At 42.1% G+C, this 16,051-nt stretch carries 13 protein-coding genes; 11 read left to right on the top strand and 2 right to left on the bottom strand.

The window, feature by feature from the left end; all coding sequences use genetic code 11:
* Window positions 1–147 precede the first annotated feature (147 nt).
* The 4 genes from ACFWMP_RS00580 (at window position 148) to ACFWMP_RS00565 (ending at window position 4,513) form a co-directional block, all read left to right on the top strand.
* A complete protein-coding gene (locus tag ACFWMP_RS00580) occupies window positions 148–681 on the top strand; it encodes a YdhK family protein (RefSeq protein ID WP_076285773.1) in 534 nt (177 codons plus the stop codon).
* A gap of 203 nt (window positions 682–884) precedes the next feature.
* Window positions 885–1,868: a phosphotransferase enzyme family protein gene (locus ACFWMP_RS00575; RefSeq protein ID WP_379421664.1), complete on the top strand. Its 984-nt coding sequence runs from the start codon at window positions 885–887 to the stop codon at window positions 1,866–1,868.
* A gap of 17 nt (window positions 1,869–1,885) precedes the next feature.
* Window positions 1,886–2,335: an NUDIX hydrolase gene (locus tag ACFWMP_RS00570; protein ID WP_379421663.1), complete on the top strand. Its 450-nt coding sequence runs from the start codon at window positions 1,886–1,888 to the stop codon at window positions 2,333–2,335.
* 177 nt (window positions 2,336–2,512) lie between these two features.
* Window positions 2,513–4,513: an acyltransferase family protein gene (locus ACFWMP_RS00565; protein ID WP_379421662.1), complete on the top strand. Its 2,001-nt coding sequence runs from the start codon at window positions 2,513–2,515 to the stop codon at window positions 4,511–4,513.
* Between the two features lie 118 nt (window positions 4,514–4,631).
* Here the strand turns inward: ACFWMP_RS00565 and ACFWMP_RS00560 are convergent, their stop codons facing one another.
* Window positions 4,632–5,216, bottom strand: a complete 585-nt coding sequence (locus tag ACFWMP_RS00560; protein WP_379423455.1) for a P-loop nucleotide/nucleoside kinase family protein — start codon at window positions 5,214–5,216, stop codon at window positions 4,632–4,634.
* A 230-nt stretch (window positions 5,217–5,446) separates the two neighbouring features.
* Between ACFWMP_RS00560 and ACFWMP_RS00555 the strand changes: the two genes are divergently transcribed.
* Both ACFWMP_RS00555 and ACFWMP_RS00550 read left to right on the top strand, forming a co-directional pair.
* A complete protein-coding gene (locus tag ACFWMP_RS00555; RefSeq protein WP_042188035.1) occupies window positions 5,447–7,003 on the top strand; it encodes an ABC-F family ATP-binding cassette domain-containing protein in 1,557 nt (518 codons plus the stop codon).
* Window positions 7,004–7,092: 89 nt separating this feature from the next.
* Window positions 7,093–8,190, top strand: a complete 1,098-nt coding sequence (locus ACFWMP_RS00550; RefSeq protein ID WP_379421661.1) for a phosphotransferase — start codon at window positions 7,093–7,095, stop codon at window positions 8,188–8,190.
* A 56-nt stretch (window positions 8,191–8,246) separates the two neighbouring features.
* Here the strand turns inward: ACFWMP_RS00550 and ACFWMP_RS00545 are convergent, their stop codons facing one another.
* Window positions 8,247–9,914: a ribonuclease J gene (locus tag ACFWMP_RS00545; protein ID WP_042188039.1), complete on the bottom strand. Its 1,668-nt coding sequence runs from the start codon at window positions 9,912–9,914 to the stop codon at window positions 8,247–8,249.
* Window positions 9,915–10,039: 125 nt separating this feature from the next.
* Here ACFWMP_RS00545 and ACFWMP_RS00540 point away from each other — a divergent pair, with 125 nt between their 5' ends.
* The 5 genes from ACFWMP_RS00540 (at window position 10,040) to ACFWMP_RS00520 (ending at window position 16,048) form a co-directional block, all read left to right on the top strand.
* Entirely contained in the window at window positions 10,040–10,516 is a 477-nt protein-coding gene (locus ACFWMP_RS00540; RefSeq protein WP_042188041.1) for a GNAT family N-acetyltransferase, read from the top strand.
* A gap of 91 nt (window positions 10,517–10,607) precedes the next feature.
* On the top strand, window positions 10,608–11,141 hold the full coding sequence (locus tag ACFWMP_RS00535; RefSeq protein WP_379421660.1) for a TetR/AcrR family transcriptional regulator: 534 nt from the start codon (window positions 10,608–10,610) through the stop codon (window positions 11,139–11,141).
* A gap of 13 nt (window positions 11,142–11,154) precedes the next feature.
* Window positions 11,155–11,481: a DMT family transporter gene (locus ACFWMP_RS00530; RefSeq protein ID WP_042188043.1), complete on the top strand. Its 327-nt coding sequence runs from the start codon at window positions 11,155–11,157 to the stop codon at window positions 11,479–11,481.
* Window positions 11,482–11,498: 17 nt separating this feature from the next.
* Window positions 11,499–11,849 (top strand): DMT family transporter, encoded by a 351-nt coding sequence (locus tag ACFWMP_RS00525; RefSeq protein ID WP_379421659.1) that lies wholly within the window; start codon window positions 11,499–11,501, stop codon window positions 11,847–11,849.
* A 275-nt stretch (window positions 11,850–12,124) separates the two neighbouring features.
* Window positions 12,125–16,048, top strand: coding sequence for a discoidin domain-containing protein (locus ACFWMP_RS00520; protein WP_379421658.1), 3,924 nt, complete (start codon window positions 12,125–12,127; stop codon window positions 16,046–16,048).
* Window positions 16,049–16,051 lie beyond the last annotated feature (3 nt).

Below are 16,051 nucleotides of genomic sequence, written 5' to 3'. Positions count from 1 at the left end.
AAATAACCTTCAATAACTGAGACAACACTCATTTATTGGTAATCTAATAATCCATTTTACATTTTCGAAAAAACTTCATTAGGTTTGTGATCCTATGAAATGGGTAAATGAATAATCAGAGGCACATCAACTTCGGAGGTTTTATATATGAAAAAGCAATTATATCTATTCATAATCGCAGCTGCACTCACTCTAAGCGCATGTGGTAATGATAATAGCTATGGCAATAAGATAATGGAAGATACCTCACATTCCAGTTCAAGCGACGTACCTGAAAATTTGAAAGTGGCAGAGAATCCTACTTTTAAAATAGGAAGTAAAGCGATTATCCAAGCGGACCATATGGAAGGTATGAAAGAGGCAACAGCAACGATAGTTGGAGCTTTTGATACCACTGCGTATATCGTTTCTTATAGGCCCGCAACTGGCGGATTTCCAGTTACAAATCATAAGTGGATTATTCATGAAGAAATCAAAAAAGCAGCCGATAAACCCTATGAATCCGGCTCGGAAGTCGTGATGGAAGCTGACCATATGAAAGATATGAAAGGTGCAACGGCTCAGATTAACGCAGCGGAACAAACCACGGTATATATGATTGATTACACACCTACTACGGGTGGAGATAAAGTGAAAAATCATAAATGGGTAACGGAAGATGAGCTTTCAGCAATAAAGTAACCAATAGAAATATAAGCTCAAAAGTAATGAAAGATGATTAAGGTAGGGGCAGTCATGGACTTTGTTAAAGTTCTAGGCTGCTCCTACCTTTTTGATTGCTTCTTTTATTGGTAGAGAAGTGTTAAGATATCTTTATAAAATACCGATATACAAAATATACCATTTTAATTGATGTTTTCTTAGAAGGTAGGAGCGTGATTGAAATGCCTAACTGGCAGGTGAAATTCGATGAAGAGATGCTTAAGCAAGCTGCACAACAGATTCAAGTCGATTGGACAGCGATAAAGTATATTGGTGGTTTTGAAAATGTTGTCTATAGCTTTCCAAAAGATGATCATGAATTTATTTTACGTGTATCTCATCAGTCTCATCAGGAGCTGGAGATGGTTATCTCTGAACTTGACTTTATGGACCATCTTGCAAAACATGGCGTGCAACTGGCTCGTCCCATTCCCTTTCAGGATGGCAGCTTGGTACAAACGTTAGTCAAAGATGAGGAAAGATTTATGATCTGTGTAATGGAGAAAGCACCAGGTGGTCATGTTAATGCTTCCGATCCCAATTGGGGAACGGAGCTTTTTGAGCAATGGGGTGAGGTAACAGGAAGAATGCATGCTTTAACTCTGCAATACAATCCGGAGACTGTTCTGGCAAGACCACATCAGGGCAAGCTAGATTTTGACTTTGCTAACTTTGGTACTGTTGAACAGCAGCTTTTTGAAAAGTTGCTTCAAATAAATGATCGGATTAACCAGTTGCCGCGGAATCGAGAAGGCTATGGACTATGTCACCGTGATTTGCATCCGGGTAATTTCTTCGTGCATGAGGGGCAGATCACCGTGTTTGATTTTGATGATTGCGGATACGACTATATGGTGCATGATATTGCCATTGCCGTTTATTATTCGACCATCTTTGGGGATTGGCGAAAACCGGAGGTAGAGCAGAGTAGAACTTCTAGTCTTGCGGCAGCCATGCTGACGTCTTTTATGAAGGGATATAATCGAAAGTACTCACTCGACAATAAGTGGCTAAAAGAGCTCCCACTCTTTATCGAGAAACGTCGACTGGAATTAGTGCTTTTGTTATTTCAAGAGTTTTCGGAGACACAGCGTGAGCAGGATAGAGAGTGGCTTGCCCGTAATATTCAGGATGCCTTAAATGACAAAGCTTGTTTAGAGCTTTAATGAGGGAGGTAACCGATATGACAACCCCAAAACATATTCTTTCCGCAGCTACCGTTGTATTCAATGATCAAAGAGAGATTTTATTAATAAAAGGTCCACGCAGAGGATGGGAGATGCCAGGCGGACAGGTCGAAGAAGGGGAGTCACTTAAAGAGGCGGCGATCAGGGAAACCAAAGAAGAATCGGGTATTGATATAGAGATTAATAAGTTCTGCGGCGTCTTTCAAAATGTAGATCGATCTATTTGCACTACATTATTTCTGGGTAAAGCTATCGGTGGTGAGCCTGCTACTAGTTCCGAAAGCTTGGAAGTGGGTTTTTTTTCAATAGAACAAGCGATGGATATGCTCACATGGAAAAACCTCAGATTGCGGCTGGAGTATTGTCTAAATGATGATGCGCAGCCGTTTTACGTAGAATTACGGGGCACAGAAGTTGAAAAAATTATTATTACACATCTGAGTTAATGTTGGGAGCACAACGGACAAATGTTACGATCAACCATTCATATTTTTTTTATTTTATAACATTTTCATTTGATTACAGAACTTTTCATATGTTTACAGCGTCTTACTTATGAACGATAAATCGACGGTAAGGACTGAAACATTATGAAAGACAACACGAAGCTTTTCAGAAATAATATGAGGAGCCAGTCTTCTATACAATCTGTAGGCGGCAGGCGTTATGTGCCAGGAATTGATGGTCTAAGGGCTTTATCAGTACTCGCTGTAATCGCATATCATTTGAATCTGAATTGGGCTGAGGGTGGACTTCTCGGCGTTGGAATATTTTTTGTAATCTCCGGATATCTCATTACTGACCAAATCATTAGCCAGTGGGAGCGGCACCGAAGGCTGAACCTTGTAGACTTTTGGGTTCGTAGGGCGCGGAGGCTGTTGCCTGCGATGGCCGTTATGCTTTTTGTGGTTGCCATATGGCTTTTAATTATAGAACCATCAAGATTGTTTGGGCTCAAGGGTGACTTTATGTCTTCCTTATTTTATTTCAATAACTGGTGGCTAATATTTCATAATGTTTCCTATTTTGAAAGCTTTGGCCCAACATCTCCAATTGGACATTTATGGTCGCTTTCTATTGAAGGGCAGTTTTATATTCTATGGCCAATAGTTCTCATCATCGTGATGAAAATCGCTCGTCGGCGAGGTAAGCTTATTGCATGGATTATGGCTTGCGCAGCAGTCTCTGCTTTAGCAATGGCATTGATCTACGTACCGGGGACTGATCCAAGTAGAGTGTATTATGGAACAGATACCCGCTTATTTGCGCTTCTCATTGGAGCAGCACTTGCAGTTGCTTGGCCAAGTCAGAAACTTAATGATAACGTCTCAGAACCGGCTCGGCGTGTGCTTGATATTGTAGGGGGATTAGGACTCATTCTATTATTGGTACTTTTTAATCAGGTTAATGAGTTCGATGATTTGCTTTACCGTGGTGGGTTTTTAGTGATTTCTTTGATTGCAGCTGTAGTTATTGCCGTACTCGCTCATCCTGCTAGCCGTCTGGGATCGTTCGTAGGCTGTAAACCTTTGCGTTGGATCGGGCTGCGATCATATAGCTTGTACATATGGCATTTTCCAGTCATTATCCTTAGCAGTCCGAATGTGAGTACTGAAGAAAGCAGCATGCTTCGGATCATCATTCAGGTAGCAGTAAGTTTTCTTCTAGCTGCATTGTCATATAAGTATGTGGAGGAACCCATTCGTCGAGGTTCATTTAAGGCAACTTGGAAGAACATCAGTGTAAAACGACGGGGTGGTCTTCGTCCAGGCTTCTTAATGGCTATTATTGCTGTGATTCTTATCCCAATCGCATGCAAAGGTTATTTGTTAAACGCTGGATCGGATACGTCTGCGATCGAATCGGCAGATTTGCAGTATGAACAACAACAACTTCAACAGCAAGAACAACGACTGCAGCAGCAAGAACGACAAGATATGGGAAGAAAGAATGATCCCGCAGATCATAAAGCGATAGACGAAAATGTAACTGATAAACCATCAATACCAGCCTTGGCAACAGCTACAACTGAACCTGAAGTGAAAAAAGCTGATACTAAGGTGGGAACTACAAATACAGAAGTAGCAAAGCCTGAATCAGAAGTGAAAAAATCTGTTCCTGAAGAAAAGAAACCTGTGGCTGAGAAGAGTCAAGCTGGAACGGATGTTACGGCCATTGGAGATTCTGTCATTTTGGATGCAGCACCATACCTTTCAGAGGAATTACCTGGCATTGTCATCGAGGGAAAGATCGGTCGGCAGATGGCTAAAGCTCAGGAGGTAGTGGATCAGCTGAAAGCTCAAGGCCGGCTGGGCAAAAAGGTTATTATCGAGCTTGGGACTAACGGATCCTTTAGTTCAAAGCAATTACGTAATTTACTGGATTCATTAAGTGATGCTGAGCAGATTTTTTTGGTCAATACACGGGTCCCAAGAAAATGGGAGAATAATGTGAATCACAATATTTCAAAAGTTTCCAGTGAATATAGTAATACGACCGTAGTAGACTGGTACTCTGCAAGTGAAGGAAAAGACGATTATTTCTACCAAGATGGTGTGCATCTTAAACCAGAGGGCTCCAAGTGTTACGCCTCACTTCTTGCGAAAGCCTTGGAAAGTAAGTAAGAATTAATTGAATCTCCAAACTTTTTGATATTATATTTTAATAGACCGGCAAGAGAGTTCTCTCTTTGCCGGTCTTTATTTTTCGTAAACGAATGATCTTTGAAGAGCTAATTAATTCCTAGTCGTAGATAAAATGCTCCACCACAGCCACAGTCTTCGTTATGTCAGGATTAGAATTGTCGATCACCTTCACATTAGAACTTGGAAGCGGCCACTTCACACTGCGGTTTCCAAATGATTTGCGAAATTCATCCCAATGCTGGAACTTCCATTCATCTAATGGTGATTGTCGATCGTGAATTCGTGCCCGATACAATTCCTCATTGGCTAGTTCGACCAAGACAACTTTAACCTCAACATCTTGCAGCGAACGTCCGATTCGAGATAACTCACTGCTGATCCAGTCAGGGTTGGCAGCTTCTTTAGTAAATGGCCCAACCACAAATGCATCTACATTCAGGCCTATATTGTCTAGCGCTGCATCCATCGTAATCCGGTAGCCCAAATCACGGCATAATCTTTTGTAATCGGCAGAGTCTCTGTCTGCCGGGTCCAATCCGTGAAAGGTCATAATGGCGTCAGCCGCTGGACGTAATAGAATATCCATATCAAAGAAGGGCACTTTACGCCGGGAAGCGATCGCTTTAGCTAATGTCGTTTTTCCTGCCCCAGCTGGCCCCAGAAAAAATACAAGTTTGTTCATCATTGTCTCTCCTTAGAACCTCAATTCATTGCTACAGTCTATCTCTAAATATTATCATATAAAAGAAGATGAGTAATCGCCAGCGTAAAATCCTCATCTACCGTAGGTTTTGAGAACCTGAGATATTTCGCGTTACGGTCCATAATATGATATTTTTTTGCTTCTCCATTGAGTTTTTGTGTAATCCTGCTTATAATATAGCGAGAAAAATAAGAAAAAGGTGTCCATAAATGAGCATATTAAATGTAGAAGGATTAAGTCATGGTTTTGGAGATCGTGCGATCTTCAAGGATGTTTCATTCCGTCTTCTAAAAGGCGAGCATATCGGATTATTCGGCGCTAACGGCGAAGGTAAATCCACTTTTATGAATATTGTTACAGGAAAGCTGCAACCGGATGAAGGTAAAGTCGAATGGTCCAAACGGGTGCGTGTTGGCTACCTCGATCAGCATGCAGTGTTGACCAAAGGCATGACCATTCAAGATGTACTCAGAGGCGCTTTTCAATACCTCTTTGATCTTGAGCAAGAGATGAATGATATGTACGGCAGAATGGGTGACGTGTCGCCTGAAGAGTTGGAAAAGCTGCTTGAAGAAGTTGGTACGATCCAAGATACGCTTACAAATCAAGATTTCTACATGATCGATGCGAAGATACAAGAAACCGCGCGCGGTCTAGGCATCACAGATATTGGATTGGATCGTGATGTAGCTGATCTTAGTGGTGGTCAGCGTACCAAAATCTTGCTTGCGAAGCTGTTGCTTGAAAAACCAGATATTTTGCTCCTAGATGAGCCTACGAACTATCTGGATGAGCAGCATATTGAATGGCTGAGACGTTATCTTCAAGAGTATGATAATGCATTTATTCTGATCTCACATGATATGCCTTTCTTGAACAGCGTTATCAACCTGATCTACCATATGGAAAATCAAAAGCTGACTCGTTATGTGGGTGACTATGAGCAATTCCAGCAGGTCTACGAAATGAGAAAACAACAGCTTGAATCTGCTTATAACCGTCAAAAACAAGAAATCGCAGAGCTGAAAGACTTCGTTGCACGTAACAAAGCAAGCGTAGCTACCCGTAACATGGCAATGTCCAGACAGAAGAAGCTCGACAAGATGGAAATTATCGAGATTGCAAAAGAGAAGCCAAAACCACAGTTTAACTTTAAAGAAGGTAAAACTGCGGGCAAGATGATTTTCGAAGCAAAAGAATTGGTTATCGGATATGACACACCGTTGTCCAGACCGCTTAATTTGTTAATGGAGCGTGGACAAAAGATCGCGTTGGTCGGTGCGAACGGGATCGGTAAAACCACCTTGCTTCGCAGCATCTTAGGTGAAATCCAAGCATTGTCCGGTTCGGTAGAACGTGGATACCATCAAGAGATTGGATACTTTGAGCAAGAAATGAAAGAAGGCAATTACAAGACTTGTATCGAGGAGATCTGGGATACATTCCCATCCCTGTCACAATTCGAAGTACGTGCTGCCCTTGCCAAATGTGGACTGACCACGAAACATATCGAAAGTAAGATTGCTGTTCTAAGTGGTGGAGAAAAAGCTAAAGTGCGTCTATGTAAACTCATTAACAGCGAGACGAACATTCTCGTATTAGATGAGCCGACGAACCACTTGGATATCGATGCCAAAGATGAACTGAAACGTGCGCTGAAAGCATATAAGGGAAGCATTCTCATGATCTCTCACGAACCAGATTTTTATCAAGACATTGTCACCGATATCTGGAATTGCGAAGATTGGACAACAAAAGTATTCTAATAAGCAAATCTTTATTGAACAAGCCTATGAGGTGTTAACGAATCAGTTACGCTTTATAGGCTTTTTTATGGATAGTGGGGAGGGTCTATGTGTTAGAGAATAAAATGGATCAGCTTAACATCAGTGTTCAAAGAATTTTTGGAGAACAAGAAATAGAAATAGTCGATTTCACATGTGAGGATTTAGATTATAAAACACCTAACTTTACAACAGCGGGTATCTTTCATCTTCAGGGTATCGCACTAATTAATAACGAGCAGCTTCCATGGTCAATCATATTAAAAATCATTAAGTCTGATAGTGTAGAAAAAGAGGATCCAGCACATCACAATTACTGGCGACGAGAAGCCCTAGTCTTTGAATCTAAGATTCTGGATGAGCTTCCGGGCTCAATCCAAGCTCCTAAGTGTTATCTTGTTGAGGAGCAAGTAGATGGTACCGTATGGTTATGGATGGAACGAATTGAAGGGGAATTTGCACATACGAAGGAGCAGTTTGATATTATCGCTGAACGGTTAGGCCGATTTAATGGAGCTTATCTTTCAGGAAAGAACACTCCTAATAACCAATGGATATGTAGAAGCTGGCTTAGATCATGGACTACCGCAAGTAAAATGTATGCACCTAACCCTGAAGAATATATTCATCAATTACATAGAGACAATGACCGAAGCCTTTGGGCTTGGTTCCAAGACTTCACGAAGCGGATAGACAGTAACTTGAATGCTCTCCATCGCTTGCCGCGAGTATTAGCCCATCAGGACCTCAGTCAAATGAATATGCTGTTAACTCAAAACGGAGAGTTAGTCTTGATAGACTGGCAATTTATGAGCTTATCAGGTTTAGGTGAAGATCTTGGTAAAATGTTTGGCGTAAATATGAGTCTTGGTGTAATTCCTATCCATCGTTACGAGGAATTTAAAGAGTCTTTATTCCATTCGTATATCAAAGGATTAAAGGCTAGCGGATGGCAAGGGGACGAATCCCTTGCAAGATATGGTTATTGTTTAAGCACTGCTTTACGTAGTGTCTGGGAAGTGCCACAATACTTTTCTCTAAATGCTCAGCTACAATCTGACCTGTTAAACGCTAATCTTCAGGAGCGGGTTAATCGGCTAGAGCAAATCATTATTATTCATCAAAAAATGACGCTAGAAGCAGAGACATTGAAATTATGGATAACATAGTTCTTAATTCTCATTAGATATGAAAAAGGAGCCCCTATTAAAGGAGCTCCTTTTTGCTACACCTCAATAATGATGGGGAGAATCATTGGACGTCGTTTCGTTTTTTCGTACAGGAATCTACTTAGGGTCTCCTTGATGGTCTGCTTGATGATATTCCACTCGCCTAGGTCAGCCTCACTCATCTTTTGAAGGGTGGAGGTTACAAGCTTGTTGATCTCCTCCATTAAAGTTTCTGAGTTACGGACATAGATGAATCCTCTGGATATGGTATCCGGCTCGTTTAATAAACGTCCATCTTCTTGGCTTAATGTAATCACTGTAATCAAAATACCGTCTGCTGACAGCTGGCGACGATCGCGAAGAACGACATTACCAATATCTCCAATCCCAAGGCCATCCACTAGGGTTTGTCCAGCTGCCACTCGGCCAGATTGGCGGACGACACCTGATGATGACTCGACGATATCTCCATTTTTTAGAATAAAGATATTATTGGGGTTAACACCAACTGCCTCTGCTAACAAGCTGTGATGATGTAGCATACGGTATTCACCATGAATCGGTATGAAATATTCAGGTTTCATCAAGGTTAACATTAACTTAAGCTCTTCTTGGCTTGCATGCCCAGATACATGAAGCTCGCTGCGTGATCCATAGATGACTTTAGCGCCCAGCACGTATAAATTATCGACGATTCTAGATACATTGCGTTCATTCCCGGGAATGGGATTAGCTGCTATCAGAACGGTATCTCCTGCCTGGATTTCCATCTGCCTATGACTTGCGTTAGCCAGTCGCGATAACGCAGCCATGGGCTCTCCTTGACTGCCTGTACATAATACAGTTACTTGCTCTGGAGGGAGTTTGGCAGCTTCTGTAGGCTCGATCAGCATGTTATCTGGAATGCTCAAGTACCCGAGTTCCTGGGCTACTCGGACAACATTAACCATACTTCTGCCAAGTAAGGTTAATCTACGATCGGTTAAACGAGCAGCTTCAATGATCTGTTGTAGACGGTGTACATTTGAAGCAAAGGTAGAGATAAAGATTCTACGGTCAGCTTTCATGAATGCTTCTTCTATATGAGCGCCAACGAGTTTTTCAGAGGGGGTGAAGCCTGGGCGTTCTGCATTGGTACTCTCTGAGAGCAGGAACTTTACACCATTTTTACCGATGTCAGCCATTTTATGTATGTCTGGATACTGCTTATTAACAGGGGTCATGTCAAATTTGAAATCCCCTGTATGAACAACGGTCCCTTCTGGGGTGTCGAATACAACACCAAGGCAATCCGGAATACTATGATTGGTATTAAAGAACGTTGTAGTAATCGCTCCTAGCTGTAAAGTAGACTCAGAATCAATGACATGAAGCTTGGTCTGACGTAATATTCCGTGTTCCCTCAGTTTATTTTCAATTAGACCTAAGGTTAACCGAGATGCGTAGATCGGAAGATTTAATTGTTTGAGTAGATACGGAATTCCTCCAATATGATCCTCATGTCCATGTGTAACTACTAATGCTCGAATCTTATCAAGATTACTTAATAAATACGTAACATCAGGAATAATGAGGTCAATCCCCAGTAGACTTTCGTCCGGAAATTTAGAACCGCAATCAATGACAATAATATCATCTGCATATTGCAGGAAATACATATTCTTACCAATTTCATTCACACCGCCTAATGCTGCAATCCAGAGCTGCTTAGCTGCCACTTTCATTAAAGTCCCTCCTTTTATAAATTCACCTATATTATGTATGAAATCCTTTATAATTATCCTTTCATTGAAGTGGTACAATAGTATAACAATAGATTGATATTCAAAAGTTAGGGGACAGATTGATCATGAACATCAGAAGAATACAAATGAAGGATAATTATGCAATCGAACAGATTATTAGGAACTGCCTGATTGAGTTTGGCGGGAATAGGGCAGGGCTTGCGTGGGAAGATGACAGCCTGCATCATTTATATGAGTATTACAATCATAGTGATAATCAGGCCTATTGGGTTGTAGAAGAAGATGGAAATATATTGGGCGGGTGTGGCATTGCGCCTTTCGGCAATGAGGGCGACATATGTGAGTTGCAAAAAATGTACTTATCTCAGTCTGTTAGAGGTAGAGGGATATCTTCCGAACTCTTAAATACGGCTCTGGATTTTGCCAAGCTATATTACAACAAATGTTATTTGGAGACATTACAGAACATGCATGCGGCTAACCGTTTTTATATGAAAAACGGCTTCGAACTTTTAGATGCCCCATTAGCTGGCTCAGAGCATTTCGCATGTGATGCTTGGTATATTAAAGAGTTAATTTAATTATGGTTTAGTAAGCCTGGATTAGCAGGCTTATTTTTTATTTGACAATAAAACCGTCCAGACGGTATAGTAAATATCAGGGGTGATCAATGTGAACAGTAATTCTAAACGTAAAACTATTTTATTGGCGGCTTCCACAGTTGTTAAAAATAATGGAGTAGAGAAGCTTACGCTTGAAGCTGTGGCTAAAGAAGCCGGGGTCAGTAAGGGCGGGCTACTGCACCATTTTCCAAATAAAGAAGCTTTGATCATAGGGATGGTCGAAGATCTAACGAACCATTTTTTTACCAATGTTCAAGATAGAGCAATGAGCGAAACGGTTGAAAAAGGGAAGTGGAGTCGTACTATTACTAAAGCCATGGATGATGATATTAAAGAGGGCAAAGAGATTGGTACCGCGCTTCTCGCTGCTCTTTTCACAAATCCAGATATTCTTAACAAATTTCAAAGTCAATATGCAACATGGCAACAAAACATAGAGAACGATGGCATTGATCCTGTACGTTCCACTATCATTAGGTTGGCAGCAGATGGGTTATGGTATTCCGAAATGTTCGGATTAGGTGTGTTAGATGATGAATTACGCACGAAAGTCATTCAAGAATTGATAAATATGACGAAGTAAGGAGAGGTTATCTTTGAATTCATATGTATTACTTGCAACAGCGATCATCTGTGAGGTATTTGGCAGTTCAATGCTAAAAGTGTCTAACGGGTTTAAAAGGGTATTCCCATCCATTGGCGTGATCCTTGGTATGGGCTTAGCATTTTACAGTCTTTCTTTAGCGTTAAAAACAATTCCATTAGGTACAGCTTATGCGATTTGGTCAGGGGTGGGCACAGCTTTGACAGCTATAATTGGCGTAGTTATTTATAAGGAGAATTTTAATCGTAAGAAATTACTAGGTCTACTACTTATTATTGGTGGTGTAATCATTATGAAGCTCTCAGGTGGGGCTCATTAGAATTTGGAGGCTGCAGCATGAAAAGAAATGTAGGATATATTGCTCTAAGTATAGCGATTGCTAGCGAAGTCGTAGGTACTACTATGTTGAAAATGTCAGAAGGATTCACGCAATTACTCCCTTCTATAGGGGTTATTATTGGTTTTATTATTGCTTTTTATAGTTTATCCATAAGCCTTAGAGAATTACCGTTAAGCTTAGCTTATGCGATTTGGTCGGGTGTAGGTACTGTTCTAACTGCAATTGTGGGTATTGTTGTGTGGGGAGATCTATTTGGTATTCTTACTTTTGCCGGAATAGTATTAATAGTAGGAGGAGTGGTATTATTAAACTCTCCTGCCAAAGGTGAAGACAAAGTACGGGCCTGATAAATCAGGCTCTTTTTTTATTTTTAAACGGATGTCATAGATTCCATAAATCGCATAGTTTCGCGATAATGGTATCACTTACCTTTTCCGTAGAATTACATCTTATAGTTTGAGCTACTATTTATCTATAATGAGTGTGTCTGAAAGTGAAGGGAGGGTGTGGTTCTTTTTAATGTGCTCTGGATGATCTCTATTGAAAACGCTACCATTTGAGCACTCTGATAGGTTCGTGAATTTTTGAGAATCTAACATATTTAAGGAGGATTAAAATTAAAATGCGTAACAAGTATGTTGTATGGTCGCTGGTAGTATCCATGCTGATTTCAAGTTTATTCTTGGCTGCGGGCCCACTTAATTTTGTTTCAGCCTCCGGAGGACCAAACCTGACACTCGGCAAAAATGTAACTGCGAGCGGTCAATCACAAACTTATAGTCCTGACAATGTTAAAGACAGTAATCAAAGCACGTATTGGGAAGGTACGAATAATGCATTCCCGCAATGGATTCAAGTCGATTTAGGTGCAAATACGAATATTGATCAAATCGTTCTAAAGCTCCCTTCTGGCTGGGAGACGCGGACGCAAACATTGGCTGTTCAAGGTAGCACAAACGGTTCGACATTCACGAATATTGTAGGTTCTGCAAATTATGAATTCAATCCATCAGTGGCAGGGAACAGTGTTACCATCGACTTTGCCTCAATCAGTACGCGTTATGTTCGTCTGAATGTAACGAGCAACACAGGTTGGCCGGCAGCTCAGCTCTCTGAATTCGAGATTTACGGCGCTAGTGGCCCTATTGCTACTCCAACTCCATCGCCTTCCGGCACTTATGAAGCTGAATCTGCTTCACTGTCTGGAGGAGCTAAAGTGAACACGGATCATGCCGGTTACTCCGGCGCGGGCTTCGTGGATGGATATTTGACACAAGGTGCAACAACGACATTCACGGTTAACGTGCCAGCAGCAGGTAGTCGTGAGGTGACATTGAAATACGCTAATGCAAGTGGCAGTGCAAAGACAATAAGTGTCTATGTCAATGGTGCTAAAATTGGCCAGACCTCATTATCTAACTTACCAAATTGGGATTTATGGAGCACTAAAGTAGAAGTTCTTAATCTAAATGCGGGTAACAACACCATCGCATATAAATATGATGCTGGTGATTCTGGTAATGTTAACCTTGACCAAATCACTGTAGCATCGACGACAACAACACCACCTGCAATACCTACTCCGACACCGACAGCCACACCAACACCGTCAGCAACACCAACACCGTCAGCAACACCAACACCAACACCAACACCAACACCAACACCGACAGCCACACCAACACCGTCGGCAACACCAACACCGACGGTCACACCAACACCTGCTCCTGGGAGTAATATTGCTGTCGGCAAGACGATTACCGCTTCTTCCAGTACACAAACGTTCGTAGCAACAAATGCGAACGATAATGACACAAGCACGTACTGGGAAGGTGGCAGCAATCCAAGTTCGCTCACCCTCGACTTAGGGGCGAACCACAACATTACGTCAATCGTTTTGAAGCTGAATCCAGCCTCTGCATGGAGTACTCGCACACAAACGATTCAGGTGCTCGGTCACAATCAAGACACGACTACCTTCGGTAATTTGGTATCGGCTCAATCGTATACGTTTAATCCAGCTTCGGGCAACACAGTAACCATCCCGGTTACGGCAACGGTTAAACGTCTGCAGTTGAATATCACTTCGAACTCTGGTGCCCCTGCTGGGCAAATCGCGGAGTTTCAAGTATTCGGTACACCAGGGGCGAACCCTGATCTAATGATAACGGGTATGTCCTGGTCACCTACTACTCCTGTCGAGACAAGTGCAATTACATTAAATGCAGTTGTTAAGAACAACGGTAATGCTAGCTCCGCAGCAACCACTGTCAACTTTTACTTAAACAATGAGCTCGTTGGATCTGCTCCAGTAGGTTTATTAACTGCAGGCGCATCAACAACAGCCTCAATGACATTAAACGCTGGAGCCAAAACCGCTGCGACCTATGCTCTCAGCGCTAAAGTAGATGAGAACAATGTGATTTTCGAGCAGAACGAAGGGAATAACAGCTATACGAACGGGGCATCTCTTGTTATCGCTCCAGTCTCCAGCTCTGACTTAGTTGGTGTGACTACCTGGACACCAAGTAATCCAGTGGCTAATAGTACAGTAGCTTTTACCGTCAATCTCAAGAATCAAGGAACCATTGCTTCTGCAAGCGGTTCTCATGGTGTTACTGTAGCTCTTAAAAACTCAGCGGGTACCACGATTCAAACATTTAATGGATCCTATTCCGGGACCCTTGCTGCTGGAGCTTCCGTTAACGTCACGATTCCAGGGACATGGACAGCAGTCAACGGTAATTACACTGTAACCACTACTGTTGAAGTGGATGCTAATGAGGTAACAGCGAAGCAATCAAACAATATAAGCACAACTAATCTGGTGGTCTATGCTCTACGTGGTGCAAGCATGCCTTATAGTCGGTATGATACCGAAGATGCTACTCTCGGTGGTGGAGCTACGTTGAAATCAGCACCTACGTTTGATCAAGCACTAATTGCTTCAGAAGCATCTGGTCAGCGTTATGTAGCGCTTCCTTCAAACGGCTCGAACGTGGGATGGACAGTCAGACAAGGACAAGGCGGCGCGGGTGTAACTATGAGATTTACTATGCCTGACTCTTCGGATGGTATGGGACTGAATGGTTCACTTGACGTGTATGTGAATGGAGTAAAAGTCAAAACGGTATCGTTGACATCCTACTACAGCTGGCAGTATTTTTCGGGCGATATGCCTGGTGATACTCCTAGTGCTGGGCGTCCGCTCTTCCGATTTGACGAAGTCCACTGGAAATTGGATACTCCTCTCCAGCCTGGAGATATCATCCGTATTCAGAAGAACAATGGAGATAGCTTGGAATATGGTGTTGATTTCCTCGAAATCGAACCTGTTCCTACTGTAGTCGCTCGTCCGGCGAACTCCGTGTCAGTGACAGATTATGGTGCTGTAGCAAATGATGGTCAGGATGACCTTGCAGCTTTTAAAGCAACGGTGAATGCAGCTGTTGCAGGTGGTAAGAGCATGTATATTCCTGCCGGAACATTTAATCTTAGCAGCATGTGGGAAATTGGCTCTGCCAGCAATATGATTAACAACTTTACGGTGACGGGTGCTGGAATCTGGCATACGAACCTCCAGTTTACTAATCCTAATGCGGCGGGAGGCGGTATTTCACTCCGTATTAGCGGCAAGCTAGATTTTAGTAATGTATACATGAATTCGAATTTGAGATCCCGTTATGGACAAAATGCAATTTACAAAGGATTTATGGATAACTTTGGTACTAATTCAATTATCCATGATGTCTGGGTAGAACATTTTGAATGTGGCATGTGGGTAGGCGACTATGCTCATACACCTGCTATTTATGCCAGTGGGCTTGTGGTTGAAAACAGCCGGATTCGGAACAATCTTGCCGATGGTATCAACTACTCCCAAGGCACTAGCAATTCGATTGTTCGAAACACCAACGTAAGAAATAACGGTGACGATGGTCTTGCAGTATGGACTAGTAACACCAATGGTGCTCCGGCGGGTGTAAATAACACATTCTCCTACAACACGATTGAGAATAACTGGCGTGCAGCAGCCATAGCATTCTTTGGAGGCGGCGGTCATAAGGCTGATCACAACTACATCATCGACACTGTAGGTGGTTCTGGTATTCGTATGAACACCGTTTTCCCTGGTTACCATTTCCAGAATAATGCGGGCATTGTTTTCTCAGATACTACGATTATCACAAGTGGTACCAGTAAAGATCTGTATGGTGGAGAACGTGGAGCCATCGATTTAGAGGCATCGAATGATGCCATCAAGAACGTTACCTTTACCAACATTGATATCATCAATACACAACGTGATGCAATCCAGTTCGGTTATGGTGGTGGATTTGAGAATATCGTGTTTAATAACATCAATATTAATGGTACTGGGCTTGATGGTATTACTACTTCACGTTTCTCAGGGCCACATCAGGGTTCGGCAATCTATACTTACACAGGCAATGGTTCAGCAACGTTTAACAACCTGACGACTACGAATATCGCTAACCCCAACCTGAATTATATTCAGAGCGGTTTTAATCTGACGATTCATTAAGCG

It is taken from the genome of Paenibacillus sp. NPDC058367, from assembly GCF_042723305.1.
Lineage (GTDB): Bacteria > Bacillota > Bacilli > Paenibacillales > Paenibacillaceae > Paenibacillus_AQ.
Note: the sequence above shows the minus strand (reverse complement) of the source record. Positions and strands in the feature narration are given on the sequence as shown.